Source organism: Janibacter corallicola NBRC 107790, from assembly GCF_001570965.1.
Classification (GTDB): domain Bacteria; phylum Actinomycetota; class Actinomycetes; order Actinomycetales; family Dermatophilaceae; genus Janibacter; species Janibacter corallicola.
Window position 1 is genome coordinate 1 of record NZ_BCSR01000044.1, and the last position, 22,994, is coordinate 22,994.

19 protein-coding genes are annotated in these 22,994 nt (G+C 72.7%); 5 read left to right on the forward strand and 14 right to left on the reverse strand.

Features of this window, described 5'->3' with window-relative positions:
• Positions 1 to 64: 64 nt before the first annotated feature.
• The 3 genes from ruvX to JCO01S_RS12900 form a co-directional block, all read right to left on the reverse strand.
• Positions 65 to 577 carry a Holliday junction resolvase RuvX gene (gene ruvX, locus JCO01S_RS12890; RefSeq protein WP_068256418.1) on the reverse strand — a complete coding sequence of 171 codons (513 nt, stop codon included), beginning with the start codon at positions 575 to 577 and terminating at the stop codon, positions 65 to 67.
• Between the two features lie 7 nt (positions 578 to 584).
• The gene (gene alaS, locus JCO01S_RS12895; RefSeq protein ID WP_068256420.1) at positions 585 to 3,266 is read right to left on the reverse strand and encodes an alanine--tRNA ligase; all 2,682 of its coding nucleotides are present in this window, start codon (positions 3,264 to 3,266) and stop codon (positions 585 to 587) included.
• Between the two features lie 94 nt (positions 3,267 to 3,360).
• A complete protein-coding gene (locus tag JCO01S_RS12900; RefSeq protein WP_068256423.1) occupies positions 3,361 to 4,779 on the reverse strand; it encodes a replication-associated recombination protein A in 1,419 nt (472 codons plus the stop codon).
• 41 nt (positions 4,780 to 4,820) lie between these two features.
• Here JCO01S_RS12900 and JCO01S_RS12905 point away from each other — a divergent pair, with 41 nt between their 5' ends.
• The 5 genes from JCO01S_RS12905 (at position 4,821) to JCO01S_RS12925 (ending at position 11,920) form a co-directional block, all read left to right on the forward strand.
• Entirely contained in the window at positions 4,821 to 5,294 is a 474-nt protein-coding gene (locus JCO01S_RS12905) for an NUDIX hydrolase (RefSeq protein WP_068256426.1), read from the forward strand.
• Positions 5,291 to 7,483 (forward strand): MMPL family transporter, encoded by a 2,193-nt coding sequence (locus JCO01S_RS12910; protein ID WP_068256430.1) that lies wholly within the window; start codon positions 5,291 to 5,293, stop codon positions 7,481 to 7,483. Before JCO01S_RS12905 ends, JCO01S_RS12910 begins: the two co-directional genes overlap by 4 nt.
• A complete protein-coding gene (locus tag JCO01S_RS12915; RefSeq protein ID WP_068256433.1) occupies positions 7,480 to 8,271 on the forward strand; it encodes a GNAT family N-acetyltransferase in 792 nt (263 codons plus the stop codon). Before JCO01S_RS12910 ends, JCO01S_RS12915 begins: the two co-directional genes overlap by 4 nt.
• A complete protein-coding gene (locus JCO01S_RS12920) occupies positions 8,268 to 9,983 on the forward strand; it encodes an FUSC family protein (RefSeq protein WP_157074620.1) in 1,716 nt (571 codons plus the stop codon). Before JCO01S_RS12915 ends, JCO01S_RS12920 begins: the two co-directional genes overlap by 4 nt.
• 116 nt (positions 9,984 to 10,099) lie before the next feature.
• The gene (locus JCO01S_RS12925; protein ID WP_068256440.1) at positions 10,100 to 11,920 is read left to right on the forward strand and encodes a BCCT family transporter; all 1,821 of its coding nucleotides are present in this window, start codon (positions 10,100 to 10,102) and stop codon (positions 11,918 to 11,920) included.
• Positions 11,921 to 11,924: 4 nt separating this feature from the next.
• Here the strand turns inward: JCO01S_RS12925 and JCO01S_RS12930 are convergent, their stop codons facing one another.
• From JCO01S_RS12930 to JCO01S_RS12980, 11 genes are all read right to left on the reverse strand, one after another.
• Positions 11,925 to 12,542: an HAD family hydrolase gene (locus JCO01S_RS12930; RefSeq protein WP_068256443.1), complete on the reverse strand. Its 618-nt coding sequence runs from the start codon at positions 12,540 to 12,542 to the stop codon at positions 11,925 to 11,927.
• A 4-nt stretch (positions 12,543 to 12,546) separates the two neighbouring features.
• A complete protein-coding gene (gene aspS / locus JCO01S_RS12935) occupies positions 12,547 to 14,349 on the reverse strand; it encodes an aspartate--tRNA ligase (RefSeq protein WP_068256445.1) in 1,803 nt (600 codons plus the stop codon).
• Between the two features lie 131 nt (positions 14,350 to 14,480).
• Complete coding sequence (locus JCO01S_RS12940) at positions 14,481 to 15,122, reverse strand: NUDIX domain-containing protein (protein ID WP_068256448.1); 642 nt, start codon at positions 15,120 to 15,122, stop codon at positions 14,481 to 14,483.
• Positions 15,119 to 16,849: a CTP synthase gene (pyrG, locus tag JCO01S_RS12945; protein WP_068256451.1), complete on the reverse strand. Its 1,731-nt coding sequence runs from the start codon at positions 16,847 to 16,849 to the stop codon at positions 15,119 to 15,121. The genes JCO01S_RS12940 and pyrG overlap by 4 nt, the downstream gene beginning before the upstream one ends.
• 6 nt (positions 16,850 to 16,855) lie before the next feature.
• The gene (gene recN / locus JCO01S_RS12950) at positions 16,856 to 18,637 is read right to left on the reverse strand and encodes a DNA repair protein RecN (protein WP_245634440.1); all 1,782 of its coding nucleotides are present in this window, start codon (positions 18,635 to 18,637) and stop codon (positions 16,856 to 16,858) included.
• Positions 18,604 to 19,521 carry an NAD kinase gene (locus JCO01S_RS12955; protein ID WP_068256458.1) on the reverse strand — a complete coding sequence of 306 codons (918 nt, stop codon included), beginning with the start codon at positions 19,519 to 19,521 and terminating at the stop codon, positions 18,604 to 18,606. The genes recN and JCO01S_RS12955 overlap by 34 nt, the downstream gene beginning before the upstream one ends.
• Positions 19,518 to 20,321 carry a TlyA family RNA methyltransferase gene (locus JCO01S_RS12960; protein ID WP_068256461.1) on the reverse strand — a complete coding sequence of 268 codons (804 nt, stop codon included), beginning with the start codon at positions 20,319 to 20,321 and terminating at the stop codon, positions 19,518 to 19,520. Before JCO01S_RS12960 ends, JCO01S_RS12955 begins: the two co-directional genes overlap by 4 nt.
• Positions 20,322 to 20,537, reverse strand: coding sequence for a hypothetical protein (locus JCO01S_RS12965; RefSeq protein ID WP_068256464.1), 216 nt, complete (start codon positions 20,535 to 20,537; stop codon positions 20,322 to 20,324).
• Positions 20,530 to 21,036 carry a hypothetical protein gene (locus tag JCO01S_RS12970; protein ID WP_068256467.1) on the reverse strand — a complete coding sequence of 169 codons (507 nt, stop codon included), beginning with the start codon at positions 21,034 to 21,036 and terminating at the stop codon, positions 20,530 to 20,532. Before JCO01S_RS12970 ends, JCO01S_RS12965 begins: the two co-directional genes overlap by 8 nt.
• A gap of 1 nt (position 21,037) precedes the next feature.
• Complete coding sequence (locus JCO01S_RS12975) at positions 21,038 to 22,048, reverse strand: HAD-IIA family hydrolase (protein ID WP_068256470.1); 1,011 nt, start codon at positions 22,046 to 22,048, stop codon at positions 21,038 to 21,040.
• Positions 22,045 to 22,779, reverse strand: coding sequence for a tetratricopeptide repeat protein (locus tag JCO01S_RS12980; RefSeq protein WP_084342910.1), 735 nt, complete (start codon positions 22,777 to 22,779; stop codon positions 22,045 to 22,047). The genes JCO01S_RS12975 and JCO01S_RS12980 overlap by 4 nt, the downstream gene beginning before the upstream one ends.
• Positions 22,780 to 22,994: the final 215 nt, after the last annotated feature.

Here is a 22,994-nt window from a genome sequence, read left to right on the forward strand (position 1 = left end):
CGCCACCTGCGGCGGCCCTCCTCGGGGACCCCGTCGTCGTCGAAGATCGCATCCTCGAGGTGCGTCATGAATCCCGGCCCTTCCGCGGTTTGCGTCGGCGCGGCCGACCGACCCGTTCCCCGGGGGGCCCACCGGTTGCGCGCTCCGTGTCCAGCGCAGTCTGCAGGATGAGCACGGCGGCCGCCTGGTCGACGACCTCGCGGTGCCCTCGACCGGCCACGCCGCTTTCCCGCAGACCCCGATGAGCATCCACCGTCGTGAGGCGTTCGTCCACCAGGCGGATCGGCGTGTTCCCGAACGACGCCGATTTCATCGTCGCGAGGAGCCGCTTGGCCCACCGGCGCACACCCTCGGCGGCCGGCCCCTCGGTGCCGTCCAGCGAGCGGGGCAGGCCGACGACGACCTCGACGGCACCGAGGTCCTCCAGCAGCTCGAGCACCCGGCGCAGGTCACCCCCGCTCTCCTCGTCTCGCGGGACGGTCTCGACGGGCGTGGCGAGCAGCCCGTCGGGGTCGCAGGAGGCGACGCCGACGCGCACCGAGCCGACGTCGACGCCGAGGCGCACCCCCGGTCGCATCCCCGGCTCAGGCACCGAGCTCCCGAGCGATCGCCGCCAGGGCCTCCTCGACCTTGCCGGCGTCCTGCCCGCCGCCCTGGGCGAGGTCGTCCTTGCCGCCGCCACCGCCGCCGAGCGCGCTCGCGCCGACGCGCACGAGGGCGCCGGCGGCAGCCCCCTTCGCGCGGGCCGCCTCGTTGGTGGCGACGACGACGACGGGCTTGCCGGAGGCGTCGCCGGTGAGGGCGACGACGGCGGGGCGCTCCTCGCCCAGCTTCGCACGGGTGTCGGTGACCATCTGGCGCAGGTCCTGGGAGCCGCCGCCGGCCACGTGGTGACCGACGAAGGTGACCCCGGCGACGTCGCGGGCGTGCTCGGTCAGCGACCCCGCGGAGGCAGCGACCTGCTCGCGGTGGACCTTCTCCAGCTCCTTCTCGACCTCACGCAGCCGGGCGACCATGTCCGAGACGCGCTCGGGCAGTTCGCCCGCGGGCGCCTTGACGATGTCGGAGAGCTCGCTCACCAGGGCCCGCTCGGCGGCCAGGTGCGAGAGTGCGTTCATCCCGACGAAGGCCTCGAGGCGCCGCACCCCGGAGCCGACGGAGGACTCACCGGTGAGGGTGAGGGCCCCGACCTGGCTGGAGTGCCTGACGTGGGTGCCACCGCACAGCTCGCGGGACCAGGGGCCGCCGATCTCGACGACGCGCACCTGCTCGCCGTAGGTCTCCCCGAAGAGGGCCAGCGCCCCCTGCTGGCGGGCTTCCGGCAGCGACATCCACGCGGCGCTGACGGGCAGGTCGTCGCGGACGGCGAGGTTCGCGACGTGCTCGATCTCGGCCTTCGCGTCGGCGCTGAGGGACTGGTTCCAGGCGAAGTCCAGACGCAGGTAGCCCGGCTTGTTGTAGGAGCCGGACTGCAGCGCCGAGGGGCCGAGGACCTGGCGCAGCGCGGCGTGCACGACATGGGTGCCGGAGTGCGCCTGGCAGGCGTCGACGCGCCAGTTCGGGTCCACGCGGGCCGAGGACTCGGCACCGACCCGGACCGGGCCCTCCTCGACCTCCACGGTGTGCACGACCAGGCCGTTGACCGGGCGCTGCACGTCGCGCACCCGGAGCGTGGCGCCGTCGACGACGATGGTGCCGGAGTCGGCGATCTGGCCTCCGGACTCGGCGTAGAAGCTGGTGCGGTCGAGCACGACCTGCCCGGTCTGCCCCGGCTCCAGCTCCTCCACCCGGGCGCCGTCGCGCACGAGGCCGACGATGCTGCCCTCGGTGGTCAGCTCCTCGTAGGCCCGCCAGTCGGTCGCCCCGAGCGCACGCAGCTCCTTCCACACCTCGGTGTGGGCGTGGCCGCCCTTCTTGGCCCTGGCATCGGCCTTGGCACGCTGGCGCTGCTCCTCCATGAGCCGCACGAAGCCGTCCCGGTCGACCTTCAGCCCCTGCTCGGCCGCCATCTCGAGGGTGAGGTCGATCGGGAAGCCGTAGGTGTCGTGCAGCGCGAAGGCCTGGTCCCCGGGCAGCTCGTCGCGGCCGGCCTCCTTCGTCCGGGTGACGGCGGTGTCGAGGATCGTCGTGCCCTGGGCGAGGGTGCGCCGGAAGGCCTGCTCCTCGGCGTAGGCGATCTGCGCGATCCGCTCGAAGCCGGTGCGCAGCTCGGGGTAGGACTTACTCATCCGCTCCATGGACACCGGCAGCAGCTCCGGCAGCGCCGGCTCCTCGTACCCGAGCAGCCGCATCGCCCGCACCGCGCGGCGCAGCATCCGGCGCAGCACGTAGCCGCGTCCCTCGTTGCCCGGGGTGACGCCGTCACCGATGAGCATGAGTGAGGAGCGCACGTGGTCGGCGACGACGCGCAGGTGCACGTCGTCGGGGTCGGAGTCGCCGGCGGTGTGGCCGGAGGAGGACCCGTAGGAGCGGCCGGTCATCTGCGCCGCCTTCTCCAGGACGGGGTAGACCTCGTCGATCTCGTACATGTTGTCCACGCCCTGGAGGATGCTCGCGATCCGCTCCAGGCCCATGCCGGTGTCGACGTTCTCGGCGGGCAGCCGGCCGGCGACGTCGAAGTCGTCCTTCGCCCGGACCTCGGAGAGCTCCTCCTGCATGAAGACGAGGTTCCAGATCTCCATGTAGCGGTCCTCGTCGACCTCCGGGCCGCCCTCGGGCCCGTACTCCGGGCCGCGGTCGTAGAAGATCTCGCTGCAGGGCCCGCCGGGGCCGGGCACGCCCATGCTCCAGTAGTTGTCCAGCCGCCCGCGGCGCACGATCCGCTCGGCGGGCACGCTGGTCTCCTCCAGCCAGAGCCGCTCGGCCTCGTCGTCCTCCCGGTAGACGGTGGCCCAGAGCCGCTCCGGCTCGAGGCCGTAGCCCCCGTCGTCCTGGGGGGTGGTCAGCAGCGCCCACGCGAAGGCGATGGCCTCCCGCTTGAAGTAGTCGCCGAAGGAGAAGTTGCCGTTCATCTGGAAGAACGTGCCGTGCCGCGAGGTCTTGCCGACCTCGTCGATGTCCCCGGTGCGCACGCACTTCTGCACGCTCGTGGCCCGATCCCACGGCGCGGTCTCCTGGCCGAGGAAGTACGGCTTGAAGGGGACCATGCCGGCGTTGACGAAGAGGAGGGTGGGGTCCTCGTGGATCAGCGGGGCGGAGGGGATCACCGTGTGTCCCTTCGCCTCGAAGAAGGCGAGCCAGCGGCGCCGGATCTCGGCAGTTTCCATCGGTCTATCGTGTCCAATCAGTGGGGCAGGGGTCTCGGGCAGGACCGAGGACCCACCTTACCCACCGGTCGAGGACGCCGACCCGCGTGAGTCCTCACCCCCGGCCGCGCAGCCGCCCCCGCAGCCAGGACCACCGGTCCTGCAACCGGGCCTCGAAGCCGCGGTCGGTGGGCCGGTAGTACGAGCGCTCGGCCAGCTCGGCGTGCAGGTCGTCGGGCAGGTACTGCTGCTGCGCCACGGCGTCGGGCTCGTCGTGGGCGTAGACGTAGCCCTCGACCCTCGCGCCGCCGACCGCTCCCTTCGCCCGGTCCGAGGCCTGGGTGTAGCCGGACCCTCGCAGGTGCGGTGGTACGGCCTGCACCTTGCCGGCGCGCACGTCGGCGATCGCCTCGTTGATGCCGGTGTAGGCGGCATTGGACTTCGGCGCCAGCGCGTTGTGCACGACGGCCTGGGCGAGGACGATCCGCGCCTCTGGCATGCCGATCTGGGCGACGGCGTGCATCGCGGCCACGGCGGTCTGCAGCGCGGTCGGGTCCCCCAGCCCGACGTCCTCGGAGGCGGAGATGACGACGCGTCGGGCGATGAAGCGCGCGTCCTCCCCCGCCTCGAGCTGGCGGGCGAGGTAGTGCAGCGCGGCGTCGACGTCGGAGCCGCGCATCGACTTGATGAAGGCCGAGGCGACGTCGTAGTGCTGGTCGCCGGTGCGGTCGTAACGCACCGCCGCGCGGGCCACGGCCTGCTCGACGTGGGCGAGGGTGAGCGGGATGCCCGCCTCGGGCACCTCCGCACCGAAGGCGAGGTCCTCCTCCGCGACACCGGCGGCTGCCTCGAGGGAGGTCAGCGCCCGCCGGGCGTCCCCGCCGGCGATGGCCACGAGGTGCTCCCGGGCGTCCCCGGCCAGGTCGTAGCCGCCGGCCAGGCCCCGCTCGTCGGCGAGGGCGGCGTCGATCACCTCGCCGATCTCCTCGCGCGTCAGGGACTCGAGGGTGACGAGGACCGAGCGGGAGAGCAGCGGCGCGATGACCGAGAAGGAGGGGTTCTCCGTGGTCGCGGCGACGAGGACGACCTCCCGGTTCTCCACACCGGGCAGCAACGCGTCCTGCTGGGCCTTGGAGAAGCGGTGGATCTCGTCGAGGAAGAGCACCGTCTGGCGCCCGTACAGCGAGCGGTTGCGCGCTGCCCGTTCCATCGCGGCGCGCACGTCCTTCACACCGGCGGTGACCGCCGACAGCTGCACGAAGTCGCGGTCGGCGGTCGTGGCGACGAGGTGGGCCAGGGTCGTCTTGCCGGTGCCCGGGGGGCCCCAGAGGATCGCCGACATCGGACCCGTCGTCGCGCTCGCGGAGCCCTCGACGAGGCGGCGCAGCGGCGACCCGGTGCGCAGCACGTCCCGCTGGCCCCGGATCTCCTCGAGACCGCGGGGGCGCATCCGCACCGCGAGCGGCGCCTGCAGGTCCGCCCCCGAGCCCTGGTCCGGCGCCTCGCTGGAGTCGAAGAGGTCGAAGGAGTCCACGCCCCACACGCTATCCGGCCACCCCGGCTAACCTCGGGCACGTGCCACGCCACAGCGCCGGGCTGCTGCCCCACCGTCTCCGCCCCGGAGGTGGTCTCGAGGTCTTCCTCGCCCACATGGGCGGTCCCTTCTGGGCCCGTCGGCCCCGCGCGTGGAGCATCGTCAAGGGCGAGTACGACCCGCGGGCCGAGGACCCGGTGGCCGCCGCGGAGCGGGAGTTCGCCGAGGAGATCGGCGCACCGGCCCCCGTCGGTGAGCGTCTCGACCTCGGTGACGTGCGACAGTCCGGCGGCAAGATCGTGCGGGTCCATGCGGTGGCCCCGGAGTCCGACCTGGTCTTCGTCGCCTCGAACACCGTCGAGATCGAGTGGCCGCCCCGCTCCGGCCGCCGGCAGCGGGTCCCGGAGGTGGACCGGGCCGAGTGGCTGGCGGTGGGAGAGGCCCGGGAGGTGCTCGTCGCCGCGCAGACCGAGTTCCTGGACCGGCTGCTCGAGCACGTGGGCCGGCCCCGATGAGCGGGGCCGGCAGCCCCTCCCTGCTGCACCGCTGGGGACGTCTCATGGGCCGGCGCCCCCGCACCGTCCTGCTCGTGTGGGCGCTGCTGACCGTCCTGGCCTTCTCGCTGGCGCTCGGCGCGGTCACCGGCCGCGGCCTCTTCGACGACCTGCACAGCGGGGACATCACCGCCCCCGGACAGGCGCAGCAGGCGCAGGAGCTGATCATCGAGGCCGGCGGCGGGGACTTCGCCACCGAGACCCTGGTCGTGGAGGGCTCGGCGGCCGCCAACCCCTTCGTGCGGGCCAACGTCGCCCGGGCCGTGGCGCGCATCCACGACCTCGACGGCGTCGCCCGCGTCGTCAACCCGCTCGTGCTGCCCGACGGGGTGCACGACGACCGCGCCGCTCCCCTGGTGCGCGACGAGGGCGGTGGGCGCTGGGGCTTCGTCACGGTCGTGGAGTACGAGCCGGGCCTCGACGACGCGCAGCTGGAGCGGGTGCAGCGCCGCGTCGACGTCCAGCTGGACCAGATCGTCACCGGCTCGTGGGCGCAGGAGAGCAGCCGGGGCAGCGTGGAGATGCTCGTCGGGGAGGTCATCGACCAGCTCGGGTCCGACCTGACGCTCGGAGAGGGCATCGCCCTGCCGGTGACCTTCGTCGTCATGGTCCTCGTCTTCGGCGGTTTCCTCGCCGCCGGCATCCCGATCGTCGGGGCCCTGGCCTCGATCGGCGGGGCCTTCGCCTCGCTGTGGGGCTTTTCCCACGTCATCGAGCTGGACGCCACGGTCGTCAACATCGTCACCGTCCTCGGGCTCGGGCTGTGCATCGACTACGGCCTGCTCGTCGTCTCCCGCTTCCGGGAGGAGATGCGGGCCCTGCCCACCACCGACGCCGATGCGGTGGTCGCCGCCACCGGCACCACGATGGACCGCGCGGGGCGCACGGTGATCTTCTCCGCGGTCACGGTGGCGATCGCGCTGCTCGGCCTGCTCTTCTTCCCCGCCGTCTTCGTCCGGGCCGCCGGGGCGGCCGGCATCTCGGTCGTCCTGCTGTGCCTCGCCGTGGCCACCACCCTGGTCCCGGCCATGTGCGCGCTGCTCGCCCGCCGCCTGCTGGCGAAGGGGGCCGAGCACACCGGCGACCGCGGGATCTTCTCCCGCCTGGCCAAGGGGGTCCAGCGGGCACCGTGGCTCGTCATCGCGCTCGTGCTGGCCGCCCTGGTCGCGATGGCGCTGCCGGCGTCCCGGATGACGGTCACCTCCTCCGGCATCGAGCTGCTGCCGACGGACAGCCCGCAGCGGACCTTCTTCACCGAGCTGGCCCGGGACTACCCCGACCTGGCAGGACCGGACGTGCAGCTGGTCACGACCGCCGACGGAGCCGTGGTCCGGCAGTGGGCGAAGGGGGCGGCCACCGACCTCCCGGGCGTCGACTCGGTGCAGGTCGAGCGGGTGGGGAAGGTCGACGGCCGCCCCGTGCTCACCGTGGGGCTGCTCACCTCCGACGACGTGCTCGGGGCCGCGCCGCGGGCACTGGTGGACCGGCTGCACGCCGAGCCACCCCCCTTCGACGCCTCCATCGGCGGTCAGGCGGCCGCCCTCTCCGACCTCGTGGACTCGATCCTCGCGAGCGCGCCCTGGGCGGTCACGACGGTGGTGCTGGCCACCTTCGTGCTGCTCTTCCTCATGACCGGCTCGGTGGTCGTGCCGCTCAAGGCGCTCCTGATGAACATCGTCTCGCTCGGGGCGTCCGTCGGTGTCCTCGTGTGGGTCTTCCAGGACGGGCACCTCTCGGGGCTGCTCGACTTCACCTCGGTGGGCGGGGTCGAGATCACCATCGTCGTCCTGGTGCTGGCCTTCGGTTTCGGCCTGTCGATGGACTACGAGGTCTTCCTGCTCTCGCGCATCGTCGAGCTCCACGAGCAGGGCCATCCCACGGATGTCGCGGTCCGGCTCGGGCTGCAACGCTCCGGGCGGATCATCACCAGCGCCGCGCTGCTCATGGTGATCGTCTTCTCCGGCTTCGTCCTGGCGCGCATCCTCGCGGTCAAGGAGACCGGCGTCGCGCTCGTCGTGGCGATCGCCGTCGACGCCTCCCTCGTGCGGATGCTGCTCGTGCCGGCGACGATGTCGGTCCTCGGCGAGTGGAACTGGTGGGCCCCGCGGTGGATGAAGGCCCTGCACCGACGCGTCGGGATCACCGAATGAACCCCCGTGAGATCGCCATGGACCGCCTGGCGGAGTGGACCGACGGCTCCCCCGTCGTGCGCGCCGAGGCGGCCCCGCACGAGACGCAGCCGGCCCTGGCGCTGCGGCGCGGGAGGGCGTGGGCGGTGGCCTTCGTGCGCCCCACCCACGCCCACGGCACCAACCTCATGCTGCACGGCGACGACGCGAGCGGGCGGGTCGTCGGTCCCGACGCCGTGGTCCTGCTGGAGGAGCTGGTGGCCTCTCCCGCCTTCGGCCCGTGGCTGGCCCTGGCGCGGGCGAAGGGAGCCCGGGGCATCTCCCTGCCCCGCACCGCCCAGGGGGTCGGCTGGCTGCAGGCCGAAGAGCACGGCCGGTGGGAGTTCATGTCCACCTCCCAGCCACCGCCACCGCCACCCGACGTCGGCCTGCAGGAGCTGGAGTCCGGGTGCCGTGACGAGCTCGTCGCCTTCCTCGCGACGCACAACGCCCGCACCGACGGCCGCCCCTTCGCCCGGCCCGGGCAGCGCTGGGTCGGGGTGCGCGGCAGCGACGGCGGCCTGCTCGGCATCGGGTGCTGCGAGCCGGAGGAGTCCGGCGCCCCGGTCCTGACCGGGATCACCGTCGCCGCGGGAGCCCGGGGCCTCGGTCTCGGCCGCGCGATCACCGCGGAGCTGACCCGAGGGGCGGTCGCGGAGCACGGGTGGTCGACACTGGGCATGTACTCGGACAACGACGTGGCGCGGGGCCTCTACCACTCCTTGGGATACACGACCCACGCCCTGTGGAGCAGCGGGAGGCTGGCATGAGCGCGGCAGCCGTCGGGGACGTCGTCCGGTCGATGACCGGCTTCGCCCCCGGGCCGCCCCGCCGCTGGGTCGCCACCCGGGTGGCGGTGGCGCTCGCCCTCCCGCTCGTCGGGATCACGCTGGCCGGCCACCCGGACGAGGCCTTCCTCGCCGGGCTCGGCGTCTTCGCGGTGCTCTACGGGGCCAACGCGCCCGTGCGCAGGCGGCTCCTGATCGTCCCGACGGCGGGACTGGGGCTGCTGCTGTGCCTCGGGGTCGGCGCGCTGACCGCCGGCCTGCCCGCCCTCGCCGTCGTGGGGATGGCCCTGGCCGCCACCGTCGGTGCGGTGCTCACCTACACGCTGCGGATCGGGCCGCCCGCCGGCTTCTTCTTCGCGCTCGACCTGGGCATCGCCAACCTCGCGGTCGGGGGCGGCGCGGACCCCCGGATCGTGCTGGGCATCCCCGCGATCGGCGTGCTCTCCGCGATCGTCGTCGGCACGAGCGACCTGTGGCTCGGCCGGCACGGCATCGAGGAGGCCGCGGTCACCGGCGCGGAGGGGCAGGTCGAGAGGTACCTCGCCGAGAGCGACCCGCAGCGCCTCCCGGAGGCCCGCATCGCTGCCTCGATCGCGCTCGACCACGCGTGGACGGTGGTCGCCGAGGGCGGCAGCGAGGAGCGGCACGGCGGGCGGATGCAGCGGGTGCACAACCGGTACGTCTCCGCCCTCGCCCGGGCCGTGGGCGGCCCCGACGCGGACGTCACGGGTGAGCTCGCGCTCAAGGAGGCGACCCGGGCCCGGCAGGTCTCCCTCGGGCGGCCGAGCTCCTCGTGGTCGCTGCGCCAGGCGCTCCGGTGGCCGAGCGAGGACCTCCTGGTCGCCGCCCGGGTGCTGATCGCGGCGCTGCTGGCCGGCGGCATCGCGATGGCCATCGACAACGCGCACGCCTACTGGGCCGCCGCCTTCGCCGTGCTCGTCGTCCAGGTCGGCGGCACCCGCACGGCCCAGCTGCACCGGGCGATCCAACGCACCATCGGCACCGGTCTCGGCCTGCTCGCCTTCGCGCTGGTGCTCGGTCTGGGGCTGGACCACTGGCCCCTGGTCGCCACCGTCGTGGCGCTGCAGTTCGTCGTCGAGATGCTCGTGACCCGCAACTACGCGCTGGCGGTCATCTTCATCACGCCGCTGGCGCTGTCGATCTCCGCCGCGGTGACGAGGATGGACACGACCACGATCGTGCTCGACCGCGGCATCGACACGATCATCGGTGTCGGCTGCGCGATCCTCGTGGTGCTCGTCACCGGGCGGCTCGGGCGCCCGGAGCTGCTGCTGCGGGCCCATGCCCGACGCGTGGTCCACGCCCTGGACGACCTGCTCGGGGACCTCGCCGAGAGCCGAACCGGCTCCCCCGAGGGGATGCGCCGCCACCTCGAGCACTGCCGGCAGCTGCACACCGAGCTCGTCGCCTCGAACACGGTCGCCCGACGGGCCGTGGTCGATGCCCCCGCGGAGGTGGCACCGTACCGGGGCATGGAGGAGCTGCTCGTCGAGATCGGCTACCTCGCCCTGGGCACGACGTGGAACCCGCGGCTGCGGGGAGAGCGGGAACGGATGGCCGCCGCGCGCGAGGCACTGGCGCCGGTGCTCCGGCACCGCGTGACCGGACGACGGGCCGCCGAGGACATCACCGCCGACCTGCGACAGGTACGGACGGCACTGACCACCAACTGACATTTTTTGCCGAGGATTCGACCATTCCGCGGTTTTTGGGCATCCTCGGCCGAGTATGTGTCTTGTCGCAAGACGGCTGGTCCTCTCGGGATCGGCACCCGGAGGGAAGGAGAATCATGGACGCCACCACGGATTCCGACCACGACCCGGAGGCGGATGAGCACCGCACCGAGGACGAACGGATCAGGGAGCAGCTGCGCGCCCACGGTGTGACGCTGGGCAAGGGCGACGTCGCTCCCAGGGTCTTCTGGCCGGCCCTGGCCATCGTCGTCGGGGTCGCCCTGTTCTCCATCATCTGGAGCGACACGGCAGGCACGTTGTGGAACTCCATCCAGAGCGGCATCGTCAGTGGCTTCGGCTGGTTCTACACCCTGGCGATCGGCTCCTTCGTCATCTTCACGCTCTTCCTCGCCGTGAGTCGCTTCGGCAACATCACGCTGGGCCGTGACGGCGAGGAGCCGGAGTTCAACCTCATCTCGTGGTTCGCGATGCTCTTCGCGGCCGGCATGGGCATCGGACTCGTCTTCTACGGCGTCGCGGAGCCGCTCACCTTCTACTCCGACCCCAAGCCGGGCGTCGAGGGCACCGACATCGAGCTGGCCGACCAGGCCATGGCCCAGACCTTCCTGCACTGGGGACTGCACCCCTGGGCGGTCTACGTCATCGTCGGTCTCTCGCTGGCCTACGCCATCCACCGCAAGGGCCGTCCGGTCTCGCTGCGGTGGGCACTCGAGCCGATCTTCGGTGACAAGGTCCGCGGACCGATCGGTGACGTCGTCGACATCCTCGCGATCGTCGGCACGCTCTTCGGCGTCGCCACCTCTCTCGGCCTGGGCGTGACCCAGCTCTCGACCGGCCTGCAGGAGCTCGGCGTCATCGAGGAGTCCTCGAACACCTTCATGGTGGTGCTCATCACCATCATCACCCTCATCGCGACGGTCTCTGTCATCAGTGGCGTGGGCAAGGGCATCCAGTGGCTCTCGAACATCAACCTCGTGCTCGCGGGCGTCTTCCTCGTGGCCGTCCTGGCCCTGGGGCCGACGCTCTTCCTGCTGCGGGACTTCGTGCAGAACATCGGCGCCTACGGGGCGAACGTGATCCCGAACACCTTCGACGCCTTCGCCTACACCGGCTCGGCGGGCCTGGACTGGGCCGGCTCCTGGACGATCTTCTACTGGGGCTGGTGGATCGCCTGGTCCCCCTTCGTCGGGGTCTTCATCGCCCGCATCTCCCGCGGTCGCACCGTCCGGGAATTCGTCGTCGGTGCGCTGCTCGTCCCGACCATCGTCGGCTTCCTGTGGTTCACCGTCCTCGGTGGCACCGGCATCCACCGGCAGCGCACCGTCGGGGACCTCGTCCCCGACGGGGGCCTCGTCGCGGAGGTCGCGCTCTTCGACACCCTCGGCAACCTGCCGATGGGCACGGTCCTGTCCGTGATCGCCCTGATCCTCGTCGTGGTCTTCTTCGTGACCTCCTCGGACTCGGGCTCGCTCGTGGTCGACATGCTCGCCTCCGGCGGGCACCCGAACCCGCCGACCTGGAGCCGCGTGCTCTTCGCGGTCCTCGAGGGCCTCGTGGCGATCGGTCTGCTGCTGGCCGGTGGTGCGGACGGGCTTTCGGCACTGCAGGCGGGCTCGGTCTCGACCGGTGCCCCCTTCGTCATCGTGCTCGTACTCATCATGATCGCGCTCTACAAGACGTTGAGCCGCGATCACCGGCGCATCGTGGCCGCCGAGAACCGCGCCACCCGCCGGGAGATGTACGCCGAGGCGACCGACCTGCTCGCCGACGACTTCGACGACGTCTTCGGGGAGAAGGTCGACAACCGCATCGACTACGCGCTCTCGAGCACCCGGGGCCTCCTGCAGCGCGACCGTGCGCAGACGGCCGTCAAGGACCGCCCCAGAGGTCGGTCCGATGGTGGTGCCGGGAGCTGATCGCTCACCGGTCGCCGATGAGGGGGCGCAGGGTCTCGCGGAGGCCCTGCGCCCCACTCATGGGATCGTGGCGCACCGCGCGGATCCCGACGGCGCGCGCCGCCTCGACGTTCGCCGGGACGTCGTCGACGAACCCGATCTCGTGCGCCGGCAGACCCAGGTCGGCCACGATGTGCTCGAAGAAGGCCCGGTCCGGCTTCATCGCACCCATCCGGCTGGACCAGTAGGCGCCGTCGACGAGGTCCAGGTAGGTGCCCACGCGGCGCATGAACTCCACCCGGTAGTCCTGCTGGTTCGTCGCGAACAGGCAGCGGATGCCACCGGCGCGCACCTCCCGCAGCAGGTCCACCGCCTCGGGGTCCACGTCGAACTGCTCCCAGAGGTCGAGCAGGTCCTCGAGGGTCACGCCGGGGTCGCCGTGCTCGCGGCGTTCCTCCTCGAGGAGCTGGGAGAGCACGTCGCGCAGCGAGCGCTCCCCGCGCAGTGCGGGCAGCTCGGCCTCGAAGACCCGCCTGGCGAAGCCCGGACGCACCCGGGCATCGAGCCTCCGGCGCCAGTCGAAGCGCCCGTGCTGCAGGACGCCGTCGCAGTCCCAGAGCAGCACCCGCACCGGTCCGGGCACCTGCTCAGGCCCCCTTGTCGTCGTCCTCGTCCCGCTGCGGCGTGGCGTCGATGCCCGCCTCCTTGCGCTGCTCCGGGGTGATCGGCGCGGGCGCGTCGGTCAGCGGGTCGTAGCCACCGCCGGACTTCGGGAAGGCGATGACGTCGCGGATGGAGTCGGCGCCGAGCAGCAGCATGCAGATGCGGTCCCAGCCGAAGGCGATGCCGCCGTGCGGCGGGGCACCGTACTTGAAGGCCTCGAGGAGGAAGCCGAACTTCTCCTGCGCCGCCTCCTCGTCCAGCCCCATGACCTGGAAGACCCGCTCCTGGACATCACGCTGGTGGATACGGATCGAGCCGCCGCCGATCTCGTTGCCGTTGCACACGAGGTCGTAGGCGTAGGCCAGCGCGGAACCCGGGTCGGTGTCGAAGCTGTCGAGGAACTCCGGCTTCGGGCTCGTGAAGGCGTGGTGGACAGCGGTCCAGGCGCCGGAGCCGACGGCGACGTCACCAGCGGCGACGGCGTCACCGGCGGGCTCGAAGAGCGGCGCGTCGACGACCCAGAGGAAGGACCACTGGGACTCGTCGATCAGCTCGCAGCGGCGGGCGATCTCCTGGCGGGCGGCGCCGAGCAGGGCACGCCCCGCGCTCGGCTTGTCCGCGGCGAAGAAGATGCAGTCGCCGGGGGCGGCGCCGACGTGGGCGGCGAGGCCCGCCTTCTCCTGCTCGGAGATGTTCTTCGCGACCGGACCGCCGAGCTCGCCGTCCTCACCGACGGTGACATAGGCCAGGCCCTTGGCGCCGCGCTGCTTGGCCCACTCCTGCCAGGCGTCGAACTGCCGGCGCGGCTGGGAGGCGCCGCCGGGCATGACGACCGCACCGACGTAGTCCGCCGTGAAGACGCGGAAGGGGGTCTCGGCGAAGAACTCGGTGCAGTCGACCAGCTCGACACCGAAGCGCAGGTCCGGCTTGTCGCTGCCGTAGCGCTCCATGGCCTCGGCGTAGGTCATCCGCGGGAAGGGTGTGGTCAGCTCCACGCCGATGGTCGACCAGACGGCCTTGGTGATGGCCTCGCCGAGCTCGATGACGTCGTCCTGCTCGACGAAGGACATCTCGACGTCCAGCTGGGTGAACTCCGGCTGCCGGTCGGCGCGGAAGTCCTCGTCGCGATAGCACCGGGCGATCTGGAAGTACCGCTCCATCCCGGCGACCATGAGCAGCTGCTTGAAGAGCTGTGGGCTCTGCGGCAGGGCGTACCACTCCCCGGGGGCCAGCCGCGCCGGCACGAGGAAGTCGCGGGCGCCCTCCGGCGTGGACCGGGTCAGCGTCGGCGTCTCGATCTCGACGAAGTCCCGCTCGGCGAGCACCGACCGGGCGGCGGCGTTGACCTTGCTGCGCAGCCGCAGGCCGGCGCCGGCGCTCGTCGCGCCCGGCCGCCGCAGGTCCAGGTAGCGGTGCCGCAGCCGGGCCTCCTCGCCGACCGAGACGCGCTCGTCGATCTGGAAGGGCAGCGGGTCCGCGGTGCTGAGCACCTCGATGGTGCCGGCGACGACGTCGACCTCGCCCGTCGGAAGGGCCGGGTTGACGTCCTTGGGGTCGCGGGGGGCGACCTCGCCGACGACCTTGATGACGTACTCGCCCCGCAGGTCGTGCGCCGCTCCGCTGAGGACCTCGTCACGGGCGACGACCTGGGCGACGCCGGAGGCGTCCCGCAGATCGAGGAAGGCCACCCCGCCGTGATCGCGACGCCGGGCCACCCATCCGGTGAGGGTGACGGTCTGGCCGGAGTGCTCGGCACGCAGGGTGCCGGCTTCGTGGGTGCGAAGCACGTCGGTGCTCTTCCTTCCTCGGGGTCGCCGGGCGGTCGCTCGGCCGGGCCCATCCTACGAAGCGCGGCCATCCTCCCGCGAGCGGGGACACCCGGCCGCCCACGGCCGATGCGGATCGCCGACGCGGCGGGTCATGACTGGCGTCGGTGGGCCGGATGGTCCGGCCACGGGCTGTCGGCGGGACGAAGGGAGCGCCAGCCCCCTTCGCGCATCCGGTGGGCCGCCAGGGCGCCCACGAGCAGCGTGGCGTTGTGCAGGTCGCCGCCGAGGACGGCGTCGACGACCTCCTCGAGGGGGACGGCCCGGGTGATGATGTGGGCCTCCTCCCCCTCTCGTTCGTGGCGCTCCTCCTCGGGCACCGGGGAGAGGCCGCGCGCCAGGTAGATGCGCAGCGCCTCGTTCAGCCCGCCGGGTGAGGAGAAGTAGTCCACGAGCAGCGCCCAGTGCTCGGCGACGACGTCGGCCTCCTCGGCCAGCTCCCGCTGCGCCGCGAGGAGGGGGTCCTCACCGGCGACGTCGAGCAGACCGGCGGGGATCTCCCACTCCCGGGAGGCGACCGGGTGTCGGTACTGCCGGATCAGCAGGACCCGGTCCTGCTCGTCGAGGGCGAGCACCGCGACGGCCCCCGGATGGTCGACGACCTCGCGCACGAGCTGCTCGCCCGCCAGTTCGAAGGTGTCCCGCCGCACGTCCCAGACGTGCCCGGTGAAGAGCACCTCGCTGCTCTCGACCCGGGGCGTGAGGAGCTCGTCCCGCAACGGTTCCTCGCTCACCAGCTGGCCACCGTCCCGGCGTCCGCGCTCTCCTCGTCCTGGGCGGCCGGCGGCTCGACCTCGACGAGCCGGGACTCCCGCTGGGCCTGGACGGCGGCGGCGACGAGACCGGCGAAGAGCGGGTGGGCCCGGTCCGGGCGGGACTTGAACTCCGGGTGGGCCTGCGTGGAGACGTAGTAGGGGTGGACCTCGCGCGGCAGCTCGACGAACTCGACGAGACCGAGCTTGGGGTGGGTACCGCTCACGACGAGGCCGGCGGACTCCAGCTGCTCCAGGTAGCCGTTGTTGACCTCGTAGCGGTGCCGGTGACGCTCGGTGACGCCCGTGGACCCGTAGGCCTCGGCCGTGACCGAGTCCTCGCGCAACTGCGCGGGGTAGGAGCCCAGACGCATCGTGCCGCCGAGGTCGCCGGCACCCTCGACGAAGGACTTCTGCTCCTCCATCGTGGCGATGACCGGCGCCGTCGAGTCGGGGTCGAACTCGGTGGAGCTGGCTCCCTCGATGCCGGCGACGTTGCGGGCGTACTCGATGACCATGCACTGCAGGCCGAGGCAGATCCCGAGGGTCGGCACCTGCCGTTCCCGGGCCCAGCGAAGGGCGCCGAGCTTCCCCTCGATCCCCCGGATGCCGAAGCCGCCGGGCACGAGGACCGCGTCCACGCCGCCGAGGGACTTCGCGGCTCCGGACTCGCTCTCGCAGTCGTCGGAAGGGACCCAACGGATGTGCACCCTGGCGTCGTTGTGGAAGCCGCCGGCGCGCAGTGCCTCGGTCACGGAGAGATAGGCGTCGGGCAGGTCGATGTACTTGCCGACGAGAGCGACCTCCACCTCGTGCTGGGGCTGGTGGACCCGGCGGAGCAGCAGGTCCCAGTTCTCCCAGTCGACGTCGGTGAAGTTCACACCGAGCCGTCGGATGACGAAGGTGTCGAGGTGCTCCCGGTGCAGGACCTTCGGGATGTCGTAGATGCTCGGTGCGTCGACGCAGGCGGCCACGCCGTCCTTCTCGACGTCGCAGCTCATCGAGATCTTGCGCTTGATGTCCGGGGAGATCTCGCGGTCGGCGCGCAGCACGATCGCGTCGGGCTGGATGCCGACCTGGCGCAGGGCGGCAACCGAGTGCTGGGTCGGCTTGGTCTTCATCTCGCCGCTCGGGGCGATGAAGGGGACGAGGGAGACGTGCAGGAAGAAGCAGTTGTCCCGGCCGAGCTCGTGACGCACCTGCCGGGCCGCCTCGAGGAAGGGCAGCGACTCGATGTCGCCGACGGTGCCGCCGATCTCGGTGATGATGATGTCCGGCGCGTCGGCGTCCCTGACGCCGGGGCTGCCGGCGGCGGGGGCCCGCATCCGGGAGGTGATCTCGTCGGTGATGTGCGGGATGACCTGCACGGTGTCGCCGAGGTACTCGCCCTTGCGCTCACGAGCGATGACGCGGCTGTAGACCTGCCCCGTCGTCACGTTGGCGGAGCCGTCGTGGTTGCTGTCCAGGAAGCGCTCGTAGTGCCCGATGTCCAGGTCGGTCTCGGCGCCGTCCTCGGTGACGAAGACCTCGCCGTGCTGGAAGGGATTCATCGTCCCCGGGTCCACGTTGAGATAGGGGTCCAGCTTCTGCATGGTCACCCGCAGGCCACGGGCCCGCAGCAGGTGTCCCAGGCTCGAAGCAGTCAGGCCCTTGCCGAGTGAGGAGACGACTCCTCCGGTCACGAAGATGTGTTTCGTCAGTACCGCCACGGGCTTTCACTCTACGGCATGGCACCGCTCGAGCAGTTCACGGGCATGCCGTAGTCCTGCTGCGGTGTCCCCGCCGCCCATCATCCGGGAGAGCTCGGCGAGGCGGTCCTCCCCGTCGACGGCGAGGACGTCGCTGGAGGTCACCTGCTCACCGTGGGCCTTGCGCACGACGAGGTGGTGGTCGGCGTGGGCGGCGACCTGCGCGAGGTGGGTGACGACGATGACCTGGCTGGTGCGGGCGAGGGCCGCGAGGCGGGCCCCGACGTCCAGGGCCGCACGACCACCGACGCCGGCGTCGACCTCGTCGAAGACGAAGGTGGGCACCTGGCTGCGTCCGGTGCCGGCCACCGCGACCTCGAGGGCGAGCATGATCCGGCTCAGCTCACCGCCGGAGGCCGCCTTGGAGACGGTGCGGGGCTTCGTGCCCTTGTTCGCCGCAACCCGGATCTCGACGACGTCGCCGCCGTCGGGGCCGACCCGGCGGGTGCCGCCTTCGCGCCCGGGGTCGGGGAGCTCCTCACCGCCGTCCTCGCCGCGTGGTCCGACGACGACCTCGACCACGGCGCCGGGCATGCCGAGGCGGGCGAGCTCCTCCCCCACGACCCCGGAGAGTTCCTCGGCCGCAGCCTCCCGGGCCGCCGTCAGCTGCTCGAGCACCTCGAGCAGGCGCCGCTGGAGCAGGTCGACCTCCTCGTCGAGCTCGGCGACGCGCTCGTCGGCCCCCTCGAGCTCGGCCAGCTCCTCCCGCGCGGCGTCGCGGTGGGCCAGCACGGCGGCCACGTCCTCGCCGTAGCGACGGGTGAGGCCGGTCAGCTCGGCCCGCCGCTCCTGCACCGCGGCGAGTCGCGCCGGGTCCACCTCGATGTCGGCGGCGTAGCCGGAGAGTTCCCCCGCCAGGTCGGCCGCGAGCACCCCGACCTCACCGAGGCGCTGTTGCAGCTCCCCGAGGGCGCGGTCGTGCTCGGCGATGCGAGCGAGCTGCTCCCCGGCGCGTGCCAGGCGCCCGACGACGTCGTCCCCGTCGAGGCTGTCGGGGTCCGAGAGCAGCCGGTGGCCCAGCTCGGCGGCGGTGGCCAGCTCCTCCGCGTGCCCGAGGCGCTCCTCCTCCGCGGCGAGCTCTCCGTCCTCGCCGGGTCGGGGGTCGACGGCGTCGATCTGCTCGACCTGGTGGCCGAGCAGCTCCAGACGCTGCAGCCGGGCGCGCTCGCCCTCGACGAGCTCGTCCCGCTGACGTCTTGCCTCCCGCCAGCGGGTGAAGAGGTCGGCGAACTCGGTCGCGACCCCCGCGACGGTCTCCCCGGCATAGGCATCGAGCAGCGCGCGGTGCTGGGCGGGTCGGCGCAGCCGCCACTGGTCGGCCTGCCCGTGCACCGCGACGAGGTCCTCGGCCAGCTCCGTCAGGGTGCCCACCGGTGCCCTCCGCCCGCCGACATGGGCGCGGCTGCGCCCGCTCGAGGCGACGGTCCGGGCCAGGATGAGCTCGGGCTCCTCGGGGTCGGCGCCGGCCTCGGCGGCCCGGCGGCGGGCCGGGTGGGCCGCGTCGAGCTCCACGGAGGCCTCGACGATCGCCTCGCGGCAGCCGGCGCGCACGAGATCGGGGTCGGCACGGCCACCGAGGACGAGACCCAGCCCGGAGACGACCATCGTCTTGCCCGCGCCGGTCTCACCGGTGAGGACGGTCAGTCCCGGCACGAGTTCGAGGACGGCGTCCTCGATGACCCCGAGGTCGCGGATGTGCAGCTCCCGCAGCACGGTCAGTCCCGTCCGCTGCGCTTGGAGCCTCGCCACCCCTGCACGGGCAGGTCGAACTTCGCCACGAGCCGGTCGGTGAAGGGCGCCTCGTTCAGCCGGGCCAACCGGACCGGCTCGTTCGAGTGGCTGACCTCGATGCGCGATCCGGGCGGCAGGTTCACTGCGCGCCGGCCGTCGCACCACATGACGCCGTGCCCCTCGGTGCCCTGGACGAGCTCGACGGCCAGGTCGGAGGTCGGGGCGACGACGAGCGGCCGGGAGAAGAGGGCGTGCGCGCTGAGCGGCACGACGAGCATCGCCTCCACACCGGGCCAGACGACGGGGCCGCCGGCGGAGAAGGCGTAGGCGGTCGACCCGGTCGGGGTCGCCATGACGAGGCCGTCACAGCCCCACGTGGAGAGCGGGCGGCCGTCGATCTCGACGGTGAGGAGCAGCATGCGCTCCCGGGCGGCCTTCTCGACGGTGACCTCGTTCAGCGCAAAGCTGTGGGCGACCTCGACCCCGCCGCGGGTCGCCACGACGTCGAGGGCCATCCGCTCCTCGACACGGTAGTCCCGATCGACGATGTGCTCGACGGTCGAGTCGACGTCCTCGCGCTCGGCCTCGGCGAGGAAGCCGACGTGCCCGAGGTTCACGCCGAGCACGGGGGTGCCGGTGCCACGGGCCAGCTCGGCGCCGCGCAGGATCGTGCCGTCGCCGCCGAGGACGACGACGAGCTCGACGTCCCGAGCAGGGTCGTCGCCGTCGTGGACGACGGACACCGGGTGGCGGCCCAGGATGCTCTGCTCGATCTCCCCCGCGGGCAGTCGGACCTCGATGCCGGCGTCGGTGAGCCGTTCGGCGACGCCGACGGCCACGTCGAGGGCCTCCGGACGTCCCGGGTGGGTCATGAGCAGCACCCGCCGCTGCGAACCGCTCATCGCTCCTCCTCGTGGACCACCTCGTGTGCCATCACCTGCAGAGCCTCCCACGTCGGGCGCTCCTCGCCCCCGCGGGTCAGGTGCACGAGGTACTCGTGATTTCCCTCTCCCCCGACGATCGGGCTGCGGGCCAGGCCCCGGACGACGAGCCCGGTCCCGGTGGCCGCCCCGAGCACCCCGAGGACCGCGTCGCGCCGCGCACCGGGTGAGGTCACCACACCGCGACGGCCCACCCGGCCCCGGCCGACCTCGAACTGCGGCTTGATGAGCAGCACCGCCTCGCCGTCCGGGCTGAGCAGGCCGGCGACCTCCGGCAGCACGAGACGAAGGGAGATGAAGCTCAGGTCCCCGACGACGACGTCGACGGCTCCGCCGATGTCCTCAGGGGTCACGCCCCGGATCGAGGTGCCGCTGCGTTCGGTCACCCGCTGGTCTGCGACGAGCTCGGGCGCCAGCTGGTCATGGCCGACGTCGAGGGCGACGACGTGCGCAGCGCCCCGCCAGAGCAACACCTGGGTGAAGCCTCCGGTGCAGGCCCCGATGTCCAGGCACCGGGCGTCGCTGACATCGATCGGGAACGTCTCGAGCGCCCCGAGCAGCTTGTGGGCGGCCCGTCCGACCCATTCCCGATCGGAGTCGACCTCGATCTCGCTCCCGGGCCCGATCGGCGTGGCCGGCTTGGTGACGACGGCCCCGGCCACACGGACCTCACCGGCGAGGATCACCTCGCGTGCCCGGGCGCGGCTGCGGGCCAGGCCCCGCTGGACGAGCACGATGTCCAGCCTCGTCGTCGCGTCCACTCAGGTCCCGAGGTCGGACAGGCGCGCGGTCAGTCGGCGGTGCGCGTCCTCCCCCGCCGCCAGCACGGCGTCCAGGTCCTCGGCCAGCGACTCGCGCTCGGAGTCGGTCCGGCCGGGGTCCGGGGCCGCAGCCAGGTCCTGCAGCGCAGCGTCCACCCGGGTGTCCTCGGTCCGGGGCGGCTCGTCGGTCGTCCGCTCGTCCATCGACTCAGGCATCCGGGGCCTGCTTCGTCGTGCTCTTCCTGGCAGAGGCCTTCTTGGCGGTGGACTTCGTCGCCGCGGTGGACCTCTTCGCCGCGGTCGTCTTCGTCGCCGCGGCCTTCTTCGTCGTGCTCCGGCGCGCCGCGGGCGCCTTCTTGGCCGTCGCCCGCGTGGTGGTGGACTTCTTCGCAGGGCCCTTCGTCGTCGACGCCTTCTTGGCCGACGCCTTCTTGGCCGACTGCTTCTTCGCGGCACTCTTCCGCGCCGGCGCGGCCGCGGACTCCCCTCCCGCGGCGGTCGAGGTGGGCTGCTCCCCCTTCGCCCGCAGCGTCTCACTGAGGGCCTCGAGGTCGCCTTGCTCCTCCTCGGGCCAACGCCGCTCCTCCGTCGGCGACGTCGGCACGGCGGATGCCGCCAACAGGGTGTCGGCCAGGCGCACGATGCCCAGGGCCCGGTCCAGGCCGGTCTCCGTCAGCTTCAGACCCAGGTGGATCAGGTTGCGAGCAGGGTCCACGTCACTCCTCGGGTCGGGTGCGGTCCACGCTACCCGTTCGCCACAGGTCCCCGACGTCGTCGACCGTGATCCGGCCCTCATCCAGGGCAGCGTGCAGGGCATCGACGGCGGCTCGTTCCGCGTCGATCCCATCGCCCTCGACCTGCAGGACGTCGGTGACCCGCGCGCGGGCCCCGCCCCTGACGGCGAAGCCGTCGGCGCACCCGGCCGGCGGGTACGGCCGGTGCAGGTCGCCCAGGTCCCGCAGCAGGTAGCTCGGGCGCATCGTCGCAGGGGCCGCGGCCGCCTCCTTGGCGCCATGGACCCCGGTGAGCACGAGGGCTCCCGGCATGCCGGTCGCGACGGCACCGGCGATGTCGGTCTCCAACCGGTCTCCGAGGGCCAGGACGCGCCCGGCCGGTTGCCGCAGCAGATCGGCGGCCATCTCGTACATCGGTGGATGGGGCTTGCCGATGACCTCGGGGGCCACGTCGACGGCCATCGACAGTGCCGCGACGAGGGCACCGTTCCCCGGCGCCACGCCGTCCTCGGTGGGCAGGGTGCGGTCCTCGTTGGTCGCGATCCACCGGGCACCACCCCGGATGGCGGCCGCGGCATGCCCGAGGTCGCCCGCGGTCACGCTGCTCCCGTAGCCCTGCACGACCGCGTCCACCGCGGACCCGTCGGCGGGCTCCCGGGGTTCCAGCCCCACGGCGCGAAGGGAGGCCGCCACGCCGGGACCGCCGATCGCCATCACCGGCGCACCGGACGTCAGCTGCCGTGACAGCACGCGGGCTGCGGCCAGCGAGGACGTGAGCACCTGCTCCGGCTGCACGTGCACCCCGTGACCCTGCAGCCGGCGGGCGAACTCCTCGGGCGTGCCCGAGGCATTGTTCGTGGCGTACACGACGGGCGCCGAGACGGCGTCGAGAGCCTCGACGGCTCCCGGCACCGCGTGCTGCCCGCGGTAGATGACCCCGTCGAGGTCGCAGACGAAGCCGCCGAACTGCTCGGCGAGGCAGTGCCGGCTCACTCCCGGGCCCCGTCGCCCGGCGAGCCCTCCTCGACCTCGCTGATGTGCACGCCGTCCAGCTCGTCCACACGCTCCACGGCGTCGGTCTGGCCGTCCTCGTCGGCCACGGCGGCCCGACCGAACCACTCTCGGGCCTCCTCGCGCCGTCCGACGTCCAGCAGGGCATCCGCATAGGCATACCAGACCCTGGCCGCCCACGGCTTGGACCGCACCCGCTCCACCTGCCGCTGCAGGGCGAGCACGCCCGCCTCGGGCTGACCCAAGTCGCGTCGGATCCCCGAGCCGACGATGAGCAGCTCGACCTGCTCCTCCTCGCCGAGCTGCTGGGCCTCGTCGGAACCGAGCAGCTCGAGGGCGCGCTCGGGCCGGCCGAGCCCGCGCTCGCAGTCGACCATGAGCGGGAGCAGGTGCGAGGACCCACTCAGGCGCCGCACGGTGCGGAACTCCTTGAGCGCGCGGGCGTAGTCGCCCCTCCGGTAGGCGACGAAACCGAGGGCCTCGCGGGCCGCCGGCACCCGACCGGCCCGCCGCGCGGCGGTCTCGGCGTGGGCCAGGGCCCCGTCCATGTCCTCGGCCTCGAGCAGCGCGGCGACCATGACGAGGTGCTGCGCGACGCCCTCGGCGTTCTCCTTGCTCAGCGTCCGCAGCTGCTGACGCACGCTCCGGTCGAGCTCCTGGCCGGTCACGTCCCCCGGGATCGCCGGCTCGGGCTTGCGCCCCTCCTTGGGCACCAACCGCGTGCCGCCTCGGGGAGTCTCGTCACGGTCGGTCCCGCCGCGTGGTGGACGAGGCCGCCCAGACACCTGCCGGTCTCGTCCTCGCCCCTCGCCGGGACGGGAATTGCGTTGATCCACCCTTGTCGTCCTCTCTCAGCCTGCGTCCCGAGCCTGCCCTGGAATGCAAGAAACGCCCGCATCGACTCGACTTCTTTCGGGTCAATGGGGCG

Bases quoted from the DNA above. Each gene is read 5' to 3' on its own strand.
- JCO01S_RS12910 (WP_068256430.1), top strand. From the start codon at position 5,291: ATGAGCGGGGCCGGCAGCCCCTCCCTGCTGCACCGCTGGGGACGTCTC.
- JCO01S_RS12925 (WP_068256440.1), top strand. From the start codon at position 10,100: ATGGACGCCACCACGGATTCCGACCACGACCCGGAGGCGGATGAGCAC.
- alaS (WP_068256420.1), bottom strand. From the start codon at position 3,266: ATGGAAACTGCCGAGATCCGGCGCCGCTGGCTCGCCTTCTTCGAGGCG.
- JCO01S_RS12955 (WP_068256458.1), bottom strand. From the start codon at position 19,521: ATGAGCGGTTCGCAGCGGCGGGTGCTGCTCATGACCCACCCGGGACGT.
- JCO01S_RS12915 (WP_068256433.1), top strand. From the start codon at position 7,480: ATGAACCCCCGTGAGATCGCCATGGACCGCCTGGCGGAGTGGACCGAC.
- ruvX (WP_068256418.1), bottom strand. From the start codon at position 577: ATGCGACCGGGGGTGCGCCTCGGCGTCGACGTCGGCTCGGTGCGCGTC.
- JCO01S_RS12965 (WP_068256464.1), bottom strand. From the start codon at position 20,537: ATGCCTGAGTCGATGGACGAGCGGACGACCGACGAGCCGCCCCGGACC.
- JCO01S_RS12920 (WP_157074620.1), top strand. From the start codon at position 8,268: ATGAGCGCGGCAGCCGTCGGGGACGTCGTCCGGTCGATGACCGGCTTC.